Annotated in this window: 20 protein-coding genes and 1 pseudogene; 18 read left to right on the top strand and 3 right to left on the bottom strand. The window is 48.4% G+C overall.

Translation table 11 applies throughout. The features are described 5' to 3' along the window. The 6 genes from BP95_RS0101265 (at window position 1) to BP95_RS0101240 (ending at window position 5,700) form a co-directional block, all read left to right on the top strand. Window positions 1-879, top strand: a complete 879-nt coding sequence (locus BP95_RS0101265; protein ID WP_021256643.1) for a DegV family protein — start codon at window positions 1-3, stop codon at window positions 877-879. An 18-nt stretch (window positions 880-897) separates the two neighbouring features. Beyond that, window positions 898-2,946 (top strand): ATP-dependent DNA helicase RecG, encoded by a 2,049-nt coding sequence (gene recG / locus BP95_RS0101260; RefSeq protein ID WP_021256642.1) that lies wholly within the window; start codon window positions 898-900, stop codon window positions 2,944-2,946. A 169-nt stretch (window positions 2,947-3,115) separates the two neighbouring features. Next, entirely contained in the window at window positions 3,116-3,403 is a 288-nt protein-coding gene (locus BP95_RS0101255) for a stage VI sporulation protein F (protein WP_021256641.1), read from the top strand. Between the two features lie 330 nt (window positions 3,404-3,733). Further along, on the top strand, window positions 3,734-4,126 hold the full coding sequence (locus tag BP95_RS0101250) for a cupredoxin domain-containing protein (RefSeq protein WP_021256640.1): 393 nt from the start codon (window positions 3,734-3,736) through the stop codon (window positions 4,124-4,126). Between the two features lie 8 nt (window positions 4,127-4,134). After that, window positions 4,135-5,073 (top strand): helix-turn-helix transcriptional regulator, encoded by a 939-nt coding sequence (locus BP95_RS0101245; protein WP_021256639.1) that lies wholly within the window; start codon window positions 4,135-4,137, stop codon window positions 5,071-5,073. Between the two features lie 63 nt (window positions 5,074-5,136). Continuing rightward, window positions 5,137-5,700: a DinB family protein gene (locus BP95_RS0101240; protein ID WP_021256638.1), complete on the top strand. Its 564-nt coding sequence runs from the start codon at window positions 5,137-5,139 to the stop codon at window positions 5,698-5,700. 87 nt (window positions 5,701-5,787) lie between these two features. Here BP95_RS0101240 and BP95_RS0101235 read toward each other — a convergent pair whose 3' ends face one another. Next, window positions 5,788-6,519 (bottom strand): SOS response-associated peptidase, encoded by a 732-nt coding sequence (locus BP95_RS0101235; protein ID WP_028531230.1) that lies wholly within the window; start codon window positions 6,517-6,519, stop codon window positions 5,788-5,790. Between the two features lie 311 nt (window positions 6,520-6,830). Between BP95_RS0101235 and BP95_RS32850 the strand changes: the two are divergent. From BP95_RS32850 to BP95_RS0101225, 3 genes and pseudogenes are all read left to right on the top strand, one after another. Further along, window positions 6,831-7,041, top strand: a pseudogene (locus tag BP95_RS32850) (Y-family DNA polymerase); the annotation flags it as partial. Between the two features lie 147 nt (window positions 7,042-7,188). Continuing rightward, window positions 7,189-8,457, top strand: a complete 1,269-nt coding sequence (locus BP95_RS0101230; RefSeq protein ID WP_021256635.1) for a DNA polymerase IV — start codon at window positions 7,189-7,191, stop codon at window positions 8,455-8,457. Further along, window positions 8,454-8,957, top strand: a complete 504-nt coding sequence (locus BP95_RS0101225) for a YhjD family protein (RefSeq protein WP_028531229.1) — start codon at window positions 8,454-8,456, stop codon at window positions 8,955-8,957. Before BP95_RS0101230 ends, BP95_RS0101225 begins: the two co-directional genes overlap by 4 nt. A 365-nt stretch (window positions 8,958-9,322) precedes the next feature. Here the strand turns inward: BP95_RS0101225 and BP95_RS29335 are convergent, their stop codons facing one another. Continuing rightward, entirely contained in the window at window positions 9,323-9,760 is a 438-nt protein-coding gene (locus tag BP95_RS29335) for a YhjD family protein (RefSeq protein ID WP_051613960.1), read from the bottom strand. A gap of 254 nt (window positions 9,761-10,014) precedes the next feature. Here BP95_RS29335 and BP95_RS0101215 point away from each other — a divergent pair, with 254 nt between their 5' ends. The 5 genes from BP95_RS0101215 (at window position 10,015) to BP95_RS0101195 (ending at window position 12,638) form a co-directional block, all read left to right on the top strand. Beyond that, on the top strand, window positions 10,015-10,527 hold the full coding sequence (locus tag BP95_RS0101215; RefSeq protein WP_036666483.1) for a Crp/Fnr family transcriptional regulator: 513 nt from the start codon (window positions 10,015-10,017) through the stop codon (window positions 10,525-10,527). Window positions 10,528-10,696: 169 nt separating this feature from the next. Beyond that, window positions 10,697-11,230: a GNAT family N-acetyltransferase gene (locus tag BP95_RS0101210; RefSeq protein WP_327194873.1), complete on the top strand. Its 534-nt coding sequence runs from the start codon at window positions 10,697-10,699 to the stop codon at window positions 11,228-11,230. Window positions 11,231-11,427: 197 nt separating this feature from the next. Beyond that, window positions 11,428-11,745, top strand: a complete 318-nt coding sequence (locus tag BP95_RS0101205) for a spore coat associated protein CotJA (protein WP_081677085.1) — start codon at window positions 11,428-11,430, stop codon at window positions 11,743-11,745. A gap of 2 nt (window positions 11,746-11,747) precedes the next feature. After that, on the top strand, window positions 11,748-12,017 hold the full coding sequence (locus BP95_RS0101200) for a spore coat protein CotJB (protein WP_028531226.1): 270 nt from the start codon (window positions 11,748-11,750) through the stop codon (window positions 12,015-12,017). A gap of 51 nt (window positions 12,018-12,068) precedes the next feature. Continuing rightward, a complete protein-coding gene (locus BP95_RS0101195; RefSeq protein WP_021256628.1) occupies window positions 12,069-12,638 on the top strand; it encodes a manganese catalase family protein in 570 nt (189 codons plus the stop codon). Window positions 12,639-12,744: 106 nt separating this feature from the next. Here BP95_RS0101195 and hmpA read toward each other — a convergent pair whose 3' ends face one another. Beyond that, window positions 12,745-13,959, bottom strand: coding sequence for an NO-inducible flavohemoprotein (gene hmpA / locus BP95_RS0101190; protein WP_028531225.1), 1,215 nt, complete (start codon window positions 13,957-13,959; stop codon window positions 12,745-12,747). A 652-nt stretch (window positions 13,960-14,611) separates the two neighbouring features. Here hmpA and BP95_RS0101185 point away from each other — a divergent pair. The 4 genes from BP95_RS0101185 to BP95_RS0101170 all read left to right on the top strand — a co-directional run bounded on the left by BP95_RS0101185 (window position 14,612) and on the right by BP95_RS0101170 (window position 17,860). Further along, a complete protein-coding gene (locus BP95_RS0101185; RefSeq protein ID WP_028531224.1) occupies window positions 14,612-15,253 on the top strand; it encodes a YitT family protein in 642 nt (213 codons plus the stop codon). Between the two features lie 165 nt (window positions 15,254-15,418). After that, window positions 15,419-16,210: a hypothetical protein gene (locus BP95_RS29330; protein ID WP_021256625.1), complete on the top strand. Its 792-nt coding sequence runs from the start codon at window positions 15,419-15,421 to the stop codon at window positions 16,208-16,210. Window positions 16,211-16,343: 133 nt separating this feature from the next. Continuing rightward, window positions 16,344-16,661: a hypothetical protein gene (locus tag BP95_RS0101175; protein ID WP_155987170.1), complete on the top strand. Its 318-nt coding sequence runs from the start codon at window positions 16,344-16,346 to the stop codon at window positions 16,659-16,661. A 419-nt stretch (window positions 16,662-17,080) separates the two neighbouring features. Continuing rightward, window positions 17,081-17,860: an SDR family oxidoreductase gene (locus tag BP95_RS0101170; protein WP_036666481.1), complete on the top strand. Its 780-nt coding sequence runs from the start codon at window positions 17,081-17,083 to the stop codon at window positions 17,858-17,860. Window positions 17,861-17,941 lie beyond the last annotated feature (81 nt).

Below are 17,941 nucleotides of genomic sequence, written 5' to 3'. Positions count from 1 at the left end.
ATGAGTCATATTCGTATCGTAACGGACAGTACAGCGGATATTCCGCAGGATGTGCGTGAACGCTACGGAATCGAGATGGTTCCGCTCAAGGTGCATTTCGGTCAGGATATGTTCAAAGATTCTGTAACGATTACCGCGGAACAGTTCTATGAGAAGCTGGTGCAGGCTGACAAGCTTCCTACAACATCTCAGCCTTCGCCAGTTGAGTTTTTGGATGTATATAAGCGTTTGACTACAGAATCAGACACCCAAGTTATTTCGATACATTTGTCCGCAGCGCTCAGCGGAACGTATCAATCTGCGGTTCTCGCCAAGAGTATGATCGAGGATGAGGCGGATATTACAATTATTGATTCGATGTCAGCCTCTTATGGATTTGGATTGATTGTCGTTGAGGCGGCTCGCATGGCGAAAGCAGGTCAATCCAAGGACGAGATACTGTCCATGATTGATCGTTATCAAGCGGAGCGCTCTTTATACTTTTTAGTGGATTCATTGGAATTTTTGCATAAAGGCGGACGTATCGGCAAAGCTGCTGCGATGTTCGGTACTCTGCTAAACATTAAGCCTATCTTGTCTGTAGATCGTGCAGGTGAAGTATGTGCAGTGGACAAGGTTCGCGGTCATAAGCGTGCTGTTGCACGCATCGTTGAACTGCTGGAGCGGGATCACGGAGGCCATCCGGTTCATGTCGTGATGGGCTACACGAGTGACCAATCTGCAACAGATGAACTAATGGAAGCGATTAAGGAGCGGTTTGATATTCGCTCCTTGTCATATACGGCCATCGGAGCCGTTATCGGCACCCACGTCGGAACAGGCGTAGGCGCTGTGTTCATGTGGCGAGCTGATACGGATACTGCCGAATCTATGCAATAGGGTAAGTGTGGTGCAATTATGATTGAACTTAAACAATGTCCGGTAACGATGATCAAAGGCGTGAGCGCTTCGAAACAACAAGAGCTTCACGCCTTTGGCATCTCTACCGTTGCTGATTTGCTTGATTATTTTCCATATCGTTATGATGATTTTCATCTTCGTCCGCTTAGCGAGCTGAAGGATGGAGAGAAAGTAACTGTTGAGGGACGGGTGATGAGTGCTCCTGTCCTTCAGCGATTTGGGGGCAAGTCTCGCTTGTCCTGCAAGGTGATGGTAGAAGATTGGCTCATTACGGCCACCTGGTTCAACCGCCATTACTTGCGCGAGCAGCTGACACAAGGCCGGGAGATTGTATTGACAGGGAAGTGGGATCAACGCCGGCTGCAAATGACGGTGTCGACATCCGAATTCTCTGACCGTGGGGGAGGGCGTAAGAATACCTTGCAGCCGGTCTATTCGGTTGGCAGCAAGATTACGCAGACATGGATGCGCAAGACGATTACCCAAGCGCTCCAACAGTTCGGAGAAGCAATTCCTGAGCTAATGCCCCCGGAATTGATGCGGCGCTATCGACTGATGCCGCGCAAGCTGGCAGTACGAGCGATGCATATGCCGCAAGATGCGGAGGAAGGCAAGCAAGCACGAAGACGAATGGTCTACGAGGAGCTGCTGCTATTCCAGTTGAAGCTGCATGTATTCCGTGCAGTGACTCGCGAGCGCGCCGACGGCGTTGCACATGAGGTGGATAATGCGACAATTCGCGAGTTCGTCCGCAGTCTTCCCTTCGAGCTTACAGATGGCCAGAAGAAGGCAGTAACCGATATTTTACGTGATATGCGGGCCAACACCTGCATGAACCGTCTGCTTCAGGGTGATGTTGGTTCTGGTAAGACGGTTGTTGCCGCTGTTGCCCTGTACGCTACCGTACGTGCAGGCTATCAGGGAGCGCTCATGGTGCCTACAGAAATATTAGCGGAGCAGCATATGCGTTCGCTAACGAAACTGTTCGAACCGCATGGCATTGAGGTTGGGCTGTTAACCGGCAGCTTGACTGGACGGAAACGGAAGGATCTGCTTGCTTCCTTGCAGATGGGCATGATCGATATCTTGGTTGGGACGCATGCGCTTATCCAGGATGACGTTCATTATCGGAAGCTCGGCCTTGTCGTAACAGATGAGCAGCATCGGTTCGGTGTCAATCAGCGGAGTATATTACGGCGCAAGGGGATGAATCCAGATGTGCTTCTGATGACGGCGACGCCAATTCCGCGCACGCTGGCGATTACGGCATTTGGCGATATGGATGTATCCTCAATCCGTGAACGTCCTGCAGGACGCAAAGCCATTAAGTCATACTGGGTGAAGCATGACATGATGGATCGAGTGCTTGGCTTCATCCGTCGTGAGGTATCCGCTGGTCGCCAAGCCTATATTATTTGTCCACTTATTGAAGAGTCGGACAAGCTGGATGTGCAAAATGCGATTGATGTGCATGTGCAAATGCAGCAGGCCTTTCCGGATTTGCATGTTGGCTTGCTGCATGGCCGCATGACGCCATCAGAGAAAGACGAGGTCATGCGCACATTCAGTACAGGAGAAACTCATGTACTTGTATCGACGACTGTAATCGAGGTTGGTGTTGATGTACCGAACTCGACGCTCATGATCGTGATGGATGCAGAGCGCTTCGGCTTGTCTCAGCTTCATCAGCTGCGTGGACGTGTCGGACGCGGCGAGCATCAGTCTTATTGCGTACTCATTGCGGATCCGAAGTCGGAGGTTGGGCAAGAACGTATGCGCATTATGACGGAAACAGACGATGGCTTCGAATTGTCAGAGCGCGATCTGGAGCTGCGCGGTCCTGGCGACTTCTTCGGAACGAAGCAGAGCGGGATGCCAGACTTCAAGGTCGCGGATATGTCGAGCGACTTCGCTGTGCTGGAACAGGCGCGGGATGATGCAGCAGAGCTTATCCGATCTGAGGCGTATTGGACATCGCTTGAATACGCTCCGCTCCGCGATGCTGCCCAGCAGGAGCAGCTATTCCAAGGGGAGCTTCTCGATTAGTCGATGGTAGTAGTGCGGATAGAATGAAAACGGGCGGATAGTAGACAAGCGGGCAAGCATATATTGGAACAGTATTCCGTTTAGAGGTTGTTCAAAACGCATGATTTTGATAACCAACCTTTTTGAACTTGCATGGATTTGCAGGATATGTTCTGGAGGTGCTGCCCGCATGAGTTATGTAAAATACGGCATTAGCCCACAGCTGGTGGAGCGAATAAAGCTGAAATTGAAAAATCCGGTGACGAAAGATCGTGTGAAAAAGCTTGTCGAAGGATTGAGCAAGGCAGATTTGCAAAATCGCGCGACAATTAAGCGCTTGATGAAGCAAATCGCGAAGGTGCTCAATGAGCCGCTAACGAGCCAGCAGGAGGATCAGTTCGCTGATTTTATCATTGCGCAGAAGATCGATCCGAACAATACGTTCCATTTATTGAAGCTATGGGGGATGTTCCGCTGATACACGCCCTTTTCTTGAAGCCTTGGTTCTATAGTTATACGCAGAAGCTCAGTTCTCTTAGGAGGACTGGGCTTCTTGTGCGTTATGCCGGATCTATGCTGGTTAATAGGGTTTGGCTTCATTGCAGCAATATAGGTCTAGGGAGGATTCTGAATAGTAGAGAATGATGATCATCGAGTACATTGCTCACGAAATGGCCTTGCAATGGTGACGAATTCGGCACACTTCAATATTTTTGCGATCCGTACATGCAAAATATGCTTATATAGGGGTATAACGTTTGTAGATGATTGACATTTCTTAATCAATTTATATGTGGAGGCGAATGACATGAAGAAGATGAAAATTGGCGCAGCTGCATTAGCTGCCATGCTGCTGGCTGTATCTCTTGCTGGCTGCGGCTCGGCGAAAGATTCCGCCAAAGAGTTGGAGGGGACGGCTACTTCCTCTGAAGGGACAGGTGCGGTAACCATTAAGGCAACAAATTATAAATTCGAACCTGGAACCATTAAGGTGAAGAAGGGCGATAAGGTGAAGCTGACGCTGAGCAATAAGCAGGGTCTGCACGGTTTGAAGCTGGAGGACTACAACGTAGAACTGCAGGAAGACGGCGCAACTGCCGAGTTCACAGCAGATAAGGCGGGTACATTTGAGTTCCATTGTTCGATCATGTGCGGTTCTGGCCATGATGGAATGAAGGGCGAGCTTGTTGTTGAAGAGTAAAGCTAGCGATGAATAAGACGGATCGCATGATGGCGATTGTACTGGAGCTGCAGCGCAGAGGTACGCTGCGTGCAGAAGATCTGGCATCTGTATTCGAGACGAGTGTCCGTACAATCTATCGCGATATTCAGGCGCTCTGTGAAGCAGGGGTTGCGATTATCGGAGCTCCCGGCCAAGGATACTCGCTCATGGATGGCTATTTTCTGCCGCCTGTTCATTTTACAGCGGAGGAAGCAGAGGCGATTTTGCTTGGCGTAGATTATATGGAGCAGCAGTTCGGAAGAGCTCATGAAGATACGATACAGGCCGTTCGGCGCAAGCTTGAATCAGTCATGCCACAATCGGTACGGCAGGATACGGAACGGATGCGCTCTTCCTTGAAGCTCATTGCCCATTCTGCGCATGCAGAAGGACTTGCTCTGCTGCGGCGTGCTGTAATGGAGGAGCGAAGTGTGCGCCTCCGCTATGTGAAGCTTGTTCAAGGGGACGATGGCCGTAGAGAACATGTTCGCAAGGTAGATCCCTACGGGATTGTGCATATCAAAGGAACATGGTCGATGGTGGCTTATTGTCATCTTAGACAGGGACTTAGACATTTCCGACTTAGTCGCATACAGGATTTAGAACTGCTCGATGAATCATTCACTCGTCCGCCCGACTTCTCCCTACAGTCTTATCAGCCGACAGATGATCGCCAGCTCCTTGTACGTGTGCTTCTGCACGCCGCTGCCGCTGAGCGTGTGAAGGAGCAGGGATATTTCTTTATCGATACCATGGAGGAACATCCAGAAGGGGCACTTGTGACATTGCGAGTGAGACAACCTGAAGATGTGCTTGGTTGGATTCTAGGGTGGGGTTCGGCAGCTGTTGTATTGGAACCGGAGTCGCTTACAGCCCTTGTCCGCTTTGAGGCAGAAAAAATATTGCAGCAGTTAAAACGCTACTGACATACTGTTGTCAGTAGCGTTCGCGTATAGTAGGGGTATATTCGTTCGAAGGGAGCTTTACTAATGACAAATATGACCCCGCATCAGTCACTGTTAAGCCTGGAGGAATCAGTGAAGCAGGTTGTGCAGGAGCTTGATCTTTATAGTATGGAGGAGATTACACGCAAGCCAAGTGAGGAGGAGTGGTCGCTCGGGCAGGTCTATATGCATTTGATCCGCTCTGCGCTCTTTATGCAGCTTCGCCAGGTGGAAGTATGCCGCGACATGACTGCAGATGCAGCTAGTAGTGACCAGTTGGAGAAGACGCAGCAGGGCAGTATGGTCTTTGCGGCCGGGAGCATCCCTCCTATTCGTGTGAAGGTGCCAGCCTCTCCAGAATATACGCCACCCCAACCGGCCAGCAAGGAGGAGATTGTAGAAGGCATGCAGGCAGTACTGCGGCGCATGAACGAGCTTGAACCTGTTATTGCTTCGATTCCAGAGCATCATAGAACGATGCATCCAGGCTTCGGTTACTTGAGTGCGATGGAATGGTACTTGCTTGTGGATATGCACTTCCGCCACCATGCTCTACAGCGGGGACGCCTGGCGGAATTTCTCCGGGGAACTCCATCAGCCTCGTATTGAATGAGCATCGGAGTATCGGATGCTCTAAGGTGCGCGATTGCGAGATGAAGGAGCATGGCGTGATACTGCTATATGCTAGAGATAGGTTTATAGCGTAAATAAGGTAGGGGGGACGCTGTCTGGTGTCTCCTCTTGGTGCTGCTCGCTTATCTGCTCGATACAGGAGGGATCGTCCACTCGTGTATTCCCCACCTTAGCGCTGACAGGGTAGACCTCCATTAGCTTAGACGGATAGGGAAGGAGAACGGATTGAAGCTTCCCAGTGTCGGTCATTCGGCGATCAAGCCAGAATGACAGCTGATCCTCTGGTAAAATAACCGGCATTCGATCATGAATCGGCTCCATCAGCTCGTTCGGAGTCGTCGTGATGATCGTGCAGGTGCTGATTTTCTCCCCATTGGGATTGACCCATGTGTCATATAATCCTGCCATATTGAAAATACCGCCATCAGTGCGTCTAATACGCATAGGCTGCTTCGTTCCATCTGGACTGCGTTTCCATTCATAGAAGCTGTCTGCTGGTATAATGCATCGCTTCCGCTGGAATGGGAGGCGGAAGGCGGGCTTGTCCCCAACGGTTTCGGCGCGTGCATTAATTGTTCGTGCAGCGAACTTCTCGTCCTTCGCCCAAGCTGGAATGAGGCCCCACTTAAGCGGTCCAAGCCGCAGCTTCGTACCATCATGAATCAGGGCAGGTACTTGCTGGCTCGGCGCAATATTGTAGCGCGGCTCATGGAAGGGCACGAGGGCTCCTGAATCAAGCAGATAGTGCGCCATTAGCTGTTCAATGGTCACGGTTAATGTATATCGTCCACACACGTTACGTCTTCCTCTCTTGTCCGTTCTATCCTATGGTGATCTCATCATATCACATTCTCTTCCTTCCCGTGAGGTGATCCCTCAGTCACATGAAACGACTTAAACTTTACATACATTCAGCGTGAATTTGAAGTTATACGCCATCCGCAGTAGATCCTTGCCTGCTCGACACCATTCGATCCGAATTTTCAAAATATCCCTGTTGAAAAGAGAATGTATGTTCGGTATTCTGAGTGTATAAGAACAAACGTTCTCAGTGGGGTGAAGGGTGTATGGATGGCAAACCGAATAAATCATGAGAACGAGTTATTATGTTGGCAGATTGTCAATCGTTCTATGCGAGTGCGGGGAAGGTTTCACACCCTGAATACAAGGATCGTCTGCTAGTTGTAGTAGGCGATCCTGCTCGTCGTGCTGGTATCGCACTTGCAGCTTGCCCTACAACTAAGAAGCATGGTGTCATACAGTGGGGCGGCTCGACTTGGCGAAGCCATTAGTAAATGTGCAGACCTTATTGTTGTTTAGCCCCGTATGGATGAACAGCATTTGGATGTGCCGGGCAGCCTATTACTTGCATAACGAATGTACGTTCGTCATACAATAGGAATATACGTTCTTATTTTGTGATTGTGTATGTAATATGATTTATAACTATTGGAGGGCTTTAATGTGAGTCAGAAAAGGGAAAGGGTAATATTTTTGGCCGATTGCGAAAGCTTCTACGCAAGTGTAGAAAAAGCAGATCATCCAGAATATCAAAATAAAGCAGTAGCAGTAGCTGGTGACCCTACACGTCGTTCAGGGATTATTCTGGCCGCGTGCCCGATCGCTAAAAGTTTTGGTGTGACATCAGCCGAACGGTTGGGTGAAGCACTCAAGAAATGCCCCGATCTCATCATTATGCGTCCTCGTATGCAGCATTATATCGATGTTTCATTGATGATTACTCAGATTTATGAAGAGTTTACGGATTTGGTTGAAGTGTTTAGTATTGACGAACAATTTTTGGATGTGACAGCCAGTCAATCCATTTTTGGTGATCCAATCACCATTGCGAAGGAAATCCAGAAACGGGTAATGCTCCAGACAGGGGTGCGGATTCGAATCGGGATCGGTACCAATAAAATATTGGCTAAGACGGCAACGGATATTTGGGCCAAAAAAAATAAAAGCGGTATTTTTACTTTGCATCCATCCGACGTTCCCACCATGCTGTGGAAAGAGCCCGTTCATAAAATGTTCGGTGTTGGATCTCGAATGTGCAAGCATTTTGCGAAACTAGGGATAGTTACGATTGGGGATATTGCGAGAACTCCATTGCCCCAGCTCAAAAATAAATTTCGAGCTCGATTCGGCAAACAGTCGGATATTCATGCCGAGGTGATGTGGCGAACTGCGAACGGCTTGGATGATAGTCCGGTAACACCGGGTACATTTCAAACACCTCCCAAATCGATTGGTCACATGATGACCCTGCCGAGGGATTATGTGCATTCTACGGAGATCGATACTATCCTGTTGGAGTTGACGGAGGAAGTCTGCCGAGATTGTCGGATAAAAGGGTATATGGGCTGGGTCGTAACCGTAAGCTGCATGTGCAGCCCGTATGAAGCGCCCACAGGATTCTCACGCCAAATGAAAATGCCGGATCCGACGAATCATACAAATAAAGTATTTGATATGGTCAAGCGAATTTTTTATCAATATTGGGATCGAATGCCTGTACGTCGTGTAGGTGTTATGCTAAGCACATTGGAAGATGACCAGCAGTATCAACTAACGCTCTTTGAAGATCAAGTCAGAGCTAGAGCACTGGATAAGGTGACGGATATGATTAAGGATCGATATGGCAATGCGGCAATTATCAGAGCTTCTTCTCTTACCTATGCAGGTCAAGCGGTAGAGAGATCCCTGAAAATCGGGGGGCATTATAAATGAGTAAAAAGCTCGAGAAGAATGGTCTTTGGGAGTCCAGCCGGATGATGTTGCCACAACATCGGGAGGCTCTGTTGAGAAGGCATAGTGATATGTCAAGCGGGGAGTTAAACCAGCCAAAGAGGGAAGATATTGAATTAATGCGCGATTATGTTCTACTTTCGGTGATGTGTACGATGGTAACTAAGAAAATTCACGAAATGAAGGGATCCTCTGAGACATTGAAATCTCTGTATACCAAGGCTGCTCAAATCCTTGCAAATGATATCTCTACCGACCTGTCCAAAAGAAGACAGGAGATGTTGAAAAAAGAAATTCGTATTGTAGATGAAGAGAAGCATGATAGTACAATGATATTACACTATGCGTACCATGGCTATGAGGATAGTTTTCATATAACGAAAGAGTACATGAAGATGGAGATAAGCAGAAGGTTAGCTCGATACACGGACAGACTTACCACTAAATTAAGCAACTTAGTTGAAATAGAGCCGCGTTATTAATCGAGTCAAGAGAAGAAGAAAGAGAGCACCTGAGCCTAATTTGACTTCTAAGCCTGACAAAGCCATAACGAAGAATGCCAATTTCCCCAACTCGGGACTGGTTAGCCTGTTGAGAAATCCTCAACAGGTTTTTATCTTTTCCATTGTGTATTCATCCACAGCGTTAATAGGGGATAGACTCCAACAATCGAAAGTTCGAGGATGCAGTGAATTCTGCGGGCTGTCTCATTGACGATGCTGGGCAAGCACGTGATCAGAAATGCCCCTTAGCAAACATCAGAAGAGCGGCTGCTCCGTCCTTGCCAAGGGGCATTGTTCTGAGGAAGTGGATAAGATGAGGCAGCGGTGAATATGGGGCTGTAAACCTATTGGTGCCGAGTAAGGGGACTGCCCATACTTGTGTCTGGATTCGAAGCTTGGGAGGCGGCAATGTTCAAGTAAGCCTGCATGCGGTTCTTCACCTCTGCACGAATCAAGCCGCGCAGCATGTAGAACGAATGTTGATAGCCTCGGCATACGTATTGGACACGAATCCCATGTTCAAGCCGTTCCTCCTCATACACTTTAATGCCGCGGTTGCGAAACTGTTTGCGTAGGCGGTACAAATCGAGAGAAACATTATCTTGTGCTTGTCTTAGACATTGTGTGTAGATGTCGGCCATCTTCAAATTAGAGGCTCCAATCCGTTCAATGTCGCGTTCCAGCACATCCAAGATTAGCGTTTGAATAATATATTGCTTGACGATGTAGGCATCTTCTCCGTTGTGGGGGGGAGAGCCGTTCGATGCGAATGGTGTGCCCATGCGCGTTCTTCCTCCTTGTATATATCGCGTGTGTGCCATATGCATGGCCTCATGTCGTGTGAGGCATGAGATATCTATTTAAAAAGAGCGGAAGGGGAACCCTTGTTCTTATTATATCCATAATACCGAACAAATATTCGTATTTCAACAACCAAACGTGGTCAAAAGGGTGAGAAATCGGTACAATAGGTACAACATACGTGCGAATGCGGCAGCATTCATAGACGGAACGGCAATTAAGGGGGGCAGCAAAAATGATTATGACACTGCATCGGGGAGAAGTTTTATTTCGACAAGGAGATCAAGGAACGTATTTGTACCGCATTATAAGCGGGCTGTGCAAGGTTACACGCTTGCATGAGAACGGCAATATTATTTTGTTCAACCTCGTATACACGGGCGAAATCGTCCCGCATCATTCCTTAATCACGCCGAAGGAATGTCACGGAACAGCGATCGCGATGGTTAAGACGGTCGTGGAACGGATTCCGGCTGAGGAGTGGTATGAAGGCTTGCGGCAGCAGCCGGACAAGGCGCTGGATGTTGCGAAGCTGCTTCAAGATAAGCTGCGTTTCATGCAGCAGCGCATTGATCATTTGACTATCGGGACACCGAGTGAACGACTAGAGCTGTTGTCAGCATGGCTGAGAAGCTATGCGGATACGATGCCTATTACCGAATTATTGACACAAGAAGAAATCGGCCAATTTATTGGTGTGCGGCGGGAAACAGTAAATCGGCTTCTTCGTCAGGGTCAACACGGGTAGAATGGATAACACGCATGCTTAGGAATTACATAAACATGCGCGAGCTATTTGAAGCTGACAAGCGCTGTGCCGTGAGGGCTCGTGCCGGTGTAGATATAGATCTATGTAAATAAAGATATAGGATGGGATTTCAAATGCCACCCAAGTGTGCTTTAATAGGAGGATCATTTTGAATCCTGTAATCATATCGGAGGGCTATATGTTGCTTGAGACGAAACGTTGTACACTTACCAAGCTGCAAGCAAGTGACTATGATAATGTAAGACGGCTGTATGTGAACGAGGAGGTACGCAAATATCTGGGCGGGGCATGGACAGAGGAAGAGGCGATTACAGGCAGCTTCCGCAGAATGCTTGCTTCTCAGGAAGGAGCCTCGTTCTGGATCATTAGAGAAAAGCAAACGAATGCGTTTATCGGGTTGATTTCTCTGGATACGCACCATGATGGCGTCAGTACGGAGGTATCTTATGAGCTCCTGCCTGAATGGTGGGGCTCTGGATATGCGGCAGAGACAGTTACAGCAGTGATTGATTACGCATTTCGCGAACTAGGATTGCCTGAAGTGATCGCCGAAACACAAGCTGCGAACAAGGCCTCATGCAGGCTCTTGGAACGAATCGGCATGAGCTTCCGGGATACGGTGCAAAGATTTGGCGAACAGCAAGCGATATACGGCATCACCAACAAAGGGATTGTATCGTAAGCGACAGAAACGAAGCTAAACACTCTTTCTTTATCATTTGACATTCATTCCTATACCGCCAACAAAGCCAAGGTGTACAGAGAAGCAGATCTGTCACATCTTGGCTTAAATTATGTACATGGGACATTCCTACTCTCACATACAAGTAAGAGATCGAGTAAATGCGAACATGAATGCAAGGAGGCGTAAAGAGTGTCATGGAACACGAATTACAGCGAAATTTAGCTTCAGAAGATCTGCCTCCGGTTGGACAGCAAGAGAGAAGCGGCTGTTGTCCGACGGAACAGGCTGTGCCGCAGGAGCGTGTATTTTTCCCGTTCCGAAGTCCGTGTGACCCCTGTCCGCCACTGCCTTATTCCGTCTTTGTCGTACCCATCAACCAGTTCATCACGTTCCAGCCGCCTAATCTCCCACAGTTTCCACCTGCGCAGGCACTACGCTGTGGAACCTTATGGCCTGCCCTATACAGCCCGTACCATTCCCGCAGAAACCAGCGAGGGGAGGAAGAAGCTTGACGATGAGTGTACATCCTTATCAAACCGAGGAATACCGCAGAAGCTTGGAGCAGCTGCAAGTAATCGACTTCGTATTATTGGAGCTGAATCTGTACTTGGACACTCATCCGGGAGATCTGCAGGCGATTCAGCAGTTCAATTACTACGTTAGTGAGCGAATGAAGGTTGCCCATCAGTTCCAAGAGCAGTATGGCCCGCTTATGAACTTCGGCCATTCTTATTCGGGCTGTCCATTTACATGGGCTACCACGCCTTGGCCATGGCAGGTTTAGCAGTGTGTCGTCAGGCGGCAAATAACTTGATGGACAGGAGGGAATGCGGAATTGTGGATCTATGAGAAGAAGCTGCAATATCCAGTACGTGTCAGCAAGTGTGATCCTCGCATGGCGAAGCTGTTGATGGAGCAATATGGGGGGGCGGATGGAGAACTGGCAGCGGCGCTGCGCTACTTGAACCAACGGTATACGATACCAGATAAAGTAATTGGGCTGTTGACGGATATTGGGACCGAGGAATTTGCTCACCTCGAAATGATCGCCACGATGGTATATAAGCTGACGAAGGATGCAACACCGCGACAACTGGAAGATGCAGGGCTGGGGCCACATTTTGTAGCGCATGAGAAAGCGCTGTTCTACAGCAATGCGGCTGGTGATCCATGGACGGCGACCTACATACAGGCCAAGGGCGACCCGATCGCGGATCTGTATGAGGATATTGCGGCAGAAGAGAAGGCGCGTGCTACGTATCAATGGTTAATCGACATGACGGATGATGTCGACTTGCAGGATGGATTGAAGTTCCTGCGTGAGAGGGAAGTCGTGCACTCCTTGCGCTTCCGGGAGGCTGTCGAGATTTTGAAGGAAGAGCGGGAACTGAAAAAAGTATTCTAATTCCCAACAGTTGTATATAGAGAATGTTAAGAGATTCGGATAACGAACATGAAGAAGGGACACCCTTGCTGAGCGCAAGAAGTGTCCCTTCTGTCGTCATTGCGGTTTAAACTTCTAAGGAACCTGCTGGGCCAAAGTATTCGTAATGAATACGCTCAGGAGAAACCCCAAGCTGCTTCACTGCTCGGTAGATGGCCTTCATGAATGGTTCTGGGCCGCAGAAGTAAATGTCCGCATCCTCCCATACGGAAGCGGGAACGATGGAGCTAAGCCACTGCGCGTCCACGAAGCCGGTGTGAACAGAAGCTTCTGCCTCGCTGCCTTTCTCATAACAGAAGAAAGTGTGGATATGGCTGTGCTGAGCGGCTAGATCATTCATTTCTTGACCAAAAGCATGCGCCGCTTGATTGCGCGAAGCATGAATTGAATAGACATCCCGCTTCGGTTCTGCTGCCGCCAGCGTGTGCAGCATGCTGAGAAGAGGTGTCTGCCCAACACCGCCGCCAATCAGCACAACTGGGGCCGTACCTGGCTTCAACGTGAAATCGCCAGCAGGTGCAGTCGCTTCGATGACATCACCTACTTGCACCTCGTCATGCAGATAGGTGGAGACGATGCCGGCAGGTGCATGTTCGCCGCCGCTCTCGCGCTTTACGCTAATGCGGTAAGTATCGGATTGAGGGGCTTGGGACAAGCTGTAATGGCGATAATGGGTATTTTCATGTCCCTCCGGCTGAACCCGAACCGTTAAATATTGGCCAGGAAGGAAGGAGGAGATTGGCTGTCCATCCTCAGGCTTCAAGTAGAAGGAGGTGATCATGTCGCTTTCCTCCACTTTGCGGACAACGAGGAAGCGTCGCACATCTGACCAGCCGCCGATTTGCTGTTCGGCTTCCTGGTACATTTCTGCCTCTACCTGAATAAATACGTCGGCAATAACGCCATATGCTTCTGCCCAGGCTTCAATAATGTCATCAGTAGCAGCTTCGCCTAGTACATCCTTGATAGCAAGCAGAAGATGCTTGCCGACAATTGGATAGTGCTCTGGCTTGATGTTAAGTGCCCGGTGCTTCTGGGCAATTTGGCGTACGACTGGCAAGATTGTCTCCAATCGGTCAATATTCGCTGCAGCGGCATAGACCGCATTGGCAAGTGCCATCTGCTGTTTGCCATGTCGTTGATTGGCATGGTTAAATACATTAAGCAGCTCTGGATGATTGCTGAACAAGAGCTGATAGAAGCGTGTTGTAATTTGAGAGCCGTGCTCAGCTAATACAGGAACTGTAGATTTCACAATTTCAATCGTGCGAGGTTGTAACATAAGAGTTTCCTCCTTAATTAATGACGATCATACGATGCGCAGTAGATTATGAACGAATGCATGCGGCATCACAGTGGTTTATGCTGTTATTTTATAGATGTGATATTCGTCACAATGTGATCTCGCGCACACTAAATATGATAGCTTTATGAACATGATGAAAAAATAGAGGAGTAACAGAAGAGGAACGCAACAACGAATAGGACAAAATTGAAAAATGAAATGTAAAAGTGTCCAATTTGTGAGTAATTCGGAGGAAATCAGGGAGGATATCGATCTTAACTAGGACTATGCCAAGCTCGGAGCAGTTCATTGCAAATAAATCCGAACGACAGCGATATTTGCAGAATGGGATTGGTTTAGAGGGAATATACATTATGGTATAATACAATCAGTAAAGCAATACAAAAGACAAAACAAGAAAGGATCAGGATACCAATGCGTCCCCGAAGGATGAAACCCCAAAGGACAGTCTGGAAACGTTATGATCTTTCTTACATCTAGCTTCTTCTCGTTGATTTGTCAATTGTCGCTATGACGGAGACTGACACGAGAAGGATGCGTGAATTATGATGGTTCGAAGGATAGGAACCCCTATCCGTCTCCTCTCGGTTAGTCGAAGGGCTACATTACGAAACGAGAGGTTACGAAGATGGGGAACGAACAATTACGTAAGATTTTTTGGATGATGGTAGGATCAATGTTGTTGGCTTTCAGTTATTATCACATTAATTTTCAGAATCATTTGGCTGAAGGCGGGTTTGTTGGTTTAGCGCTGCTTGGCAAGTATACGTTTAATTGGTCGCCGGCGCTGACCGTGTTATGCATGGATGTTCCGGTATTTATTGCTGCCTGGTTTTTGAAAGGGCGGACATTCATTATGAATACGGCAATTGCAACAGGAGTGTTCTCGTTAACGTACGAGATGTGCGAGCGCTTTTCGCCATGGAATATGAATCTAGGCGGTAATATGGTGCTTGCAGCTGTTCTATCTGGATTGTTGACAGGACTTGGAGCAGGTCTCGTGCTGCGTCATGGAGGCGCTTCAGGTGGTGATGACATTCTGGCATTATTTATGAGCCGTAAGATGAACTTAAGCATAGGTACAGTATTTATTATTTTTGATATAGCGGTATTGCTGCTGTCCTTATTCTTCCTGCCGCTTGTCGACACGCTGTATACGATACTAGCTGTCAGCATAGCAGGCAAGGTAATTACGTGGACGGTACAGATTGGCACGACACGCAGTCGTTCCATCCCGGTACGACCAGCAGTCCGGCATCAACACGGATAATCAAGCACGAGTTTGGGATACAGAGAACCGTTCGGTTGCTTCCTGATCAGGGAGGACTGAACGGTTCTTTCTTGTTATATTCGAAAAAAATCAAAGGCAGAATGCATGTTCGCTCATTATCCGTCATATTCTTGATCCAAGGACAGGTAAGAGAGGAGGGACGATATGGAAGCGATCATTAAAGCGATGCTTGACAAGCTGCCGGCCTGGTCATATCAGCTCTTTGCTGTTGTGATTGCGGCAGGATTGGTGTTTTATTTCATTAAGACACTCTATATTAACAAGAAGTTTACTGAAGTTATTCATGAGGTGCTCAATCGGGAGGATCGAATGAAGCTGCTGCAGGATAAAGTGGACAATTTGCAAGTGACAGGAGGCCTCACGGAGCACGCATCTTCTCAAATGCTGTCCGCGCTGCGCAATATGAAGCCGTTCGCTGATGCGCTTAATGGGTTGCGGGGAATGGCAGACCCGTATGCTGTTCTTCACGAATCGAACTTCCTGCTGCAGCGGATGTTGGATATGCTCGCCGTAGATATGAAGTGCGCTCCAGGCGGTCATCATCGCTGCGGCATTTGGAAGTATGAGGAGCCCATACTAATTCTACAGCTTGCTTCGGTTGGCTTCCCGAACCATTATGTTGGACAGCGCCATCTTCATATCGATCGCTCTGTAGCGGGACGTTCCTTCCGTAAGCAGGTTACTGTCCAATGTGCAGATGTGCTGAAAGACGAGGATTGGGAACGCAATCAAGAATCGAAGAGTCCTTATCGCTCATTGATTTGCATTTCACTTGGAACGTACGGTGTATTGACGATGGATGGCTTGGAGCCGTTCAATGAATCCAGTGCGGTCATCGGTGAATTGTATGCAGCGATTATGACAGGAATTCTTGCCGAGCAGCAGGCGGTATTAGAGCTTGGCGAACCTGCCCAGATTGACTCTGCCCAAGGATAAACATCAGGAACTTAGTATAAGCACCGTAGTCATTGATAAGGTGAGGTACATGAGTGCCTATGTTATAATGAAGGCAAACGCTGATGGAGCAAAGGCGGTATGTGCACCGAGTCAGTCAGAAGGGGAATTGCGTATGAAAAAATGGATGTGGATTGTCCTAACTGTAATCGTACTTATTGGTGGAACCGCTGCATTTACGATTGGCTTCGTGAATTCCACGATGATCGAGCCAGGTAAGGCGGCTGTTGTCGTGCAAGAATATGAAGGCAGTGTCAAGGCAATAGAGGCAGAGCGGCTTACGATTCATTCGGGGGATCGTGAGGAAGTATTCCGCTTGACTGGATCCACTGATCTTCAGGGTGAGGAGTATCGAAGTATTCATCCTGGAGCAAACGTGCGCATTGGGGTCAATGAAGGAAGAGATATTGTATGGCTGCGATTTGTTCGCTAGTTGAAAATGGCGCATGAAATGACATAAGCATGAGAAGAGGAGCTCGGCATTCTGCCGGGCGTCTTTTTTTGACAGTGAGCTCATCCCAAGCACAGTACGTGCAGCCCGCGGCGGATGATGGCGAGAAAACCTTGATATATTACGAATGTAGGCATACAATAGGGCATAGGAGATGTATGAGAGGGGATTCATATTTAATATGTGGACTTTGTAATGGAGCCGTAACTGAATAGATCGTACCATTCCGAACGAGATTCGATGACGGGATAGGTGTGTCTATTTATACCCATTACAAGGAACGCAAGGTTAAGTGCTATGAACTGACCAAGCAGACGCCATGGGTGTCTGCTTTTTTTGGTACATGGGCATCTCCGATACGCTTGCGATTGCCGTTCCTTACCCATAAGGAGACGATAAATATGTACAACGAGAATAGACGTAATATTGCAATTGTAACTGGAGCAAGCCGCTCCAAAGGAATTGGTGCAGCTATTTGCAGAGAGCTTGCAGCGAAAGGCGTCGATGTGTTCTTTACACACTTGTGCCACTACGATAAGGAGACCGGCTATGAGGACGCGAATGGCAGCTGGCCAGAGCAATTTGCACAGGAGCTTAGGGAATACGGGGTTCGGGTAGAACATATGGAGCTCGATTACTTCGATGCCAATGCTGCTGTTCGGCTGCTGGATGAAGTCGAGAATCGCCTAGGCAGACCCACGATCCTCATTAACAATGCTACACATTGTATAGAGGTCGACCATCACCATGTGACGGCACAGATTATCGATCATCATTGTATCGTGAACGTAAGAGGAACGATGATGTTATCAGTGGAATTCGCGAAGCGGCTTGAGGCAGCGGAAGTAGGCGGCAGAATCGTGAACTTCGTGTCCGGGCAGGACAAGGAACCGCAGCCTGGCAACTTGGCTTATGCAGCCTCAAAGGGGGCAGTATCCGCCTTCACTACTTCGTTGGCTGCTGAACTGTCCTCTCATCGAATTACGGTGAATGCGATCGATCCTGGTCCGACCGATTCCGGAATGGAAGCATTCGTGCAGGACTTCTTAAGACCGAAGTTCCCAACGGGGCGCATTGGTACACCAGAGGATGCAGCGCGCTTAGTGTCATTCCTGGTGAGTGACGAAGCAGAATGGATTACGGGGCAAATTATCCATTCAGATGGGGGCTTCCGTAATTAGACGAATGAATGATTATGAAAAAATGAAACGTTTCCACTTGTACTGCGTAGTATCTAGTAACGCTCATTTCTGCGACTGAGG

The sequence above is a fragment of the Paenibacillus sp. UNC217MF genome, assembly GCF_000686865.1.
In the GTDB taxonomy this organism is placed as follows: Bacteria; Bacillota; Bacilli; order Paenibacillales; family Paenibacillaceae; genus Paenibacillus_B; species Paenibacillus_B suaedae.
The sequence above is the reverse complement of the archived record's forward strand: the minus strand, read 5'-3'. Positions and strand labels throughout refer to the sequence as shown.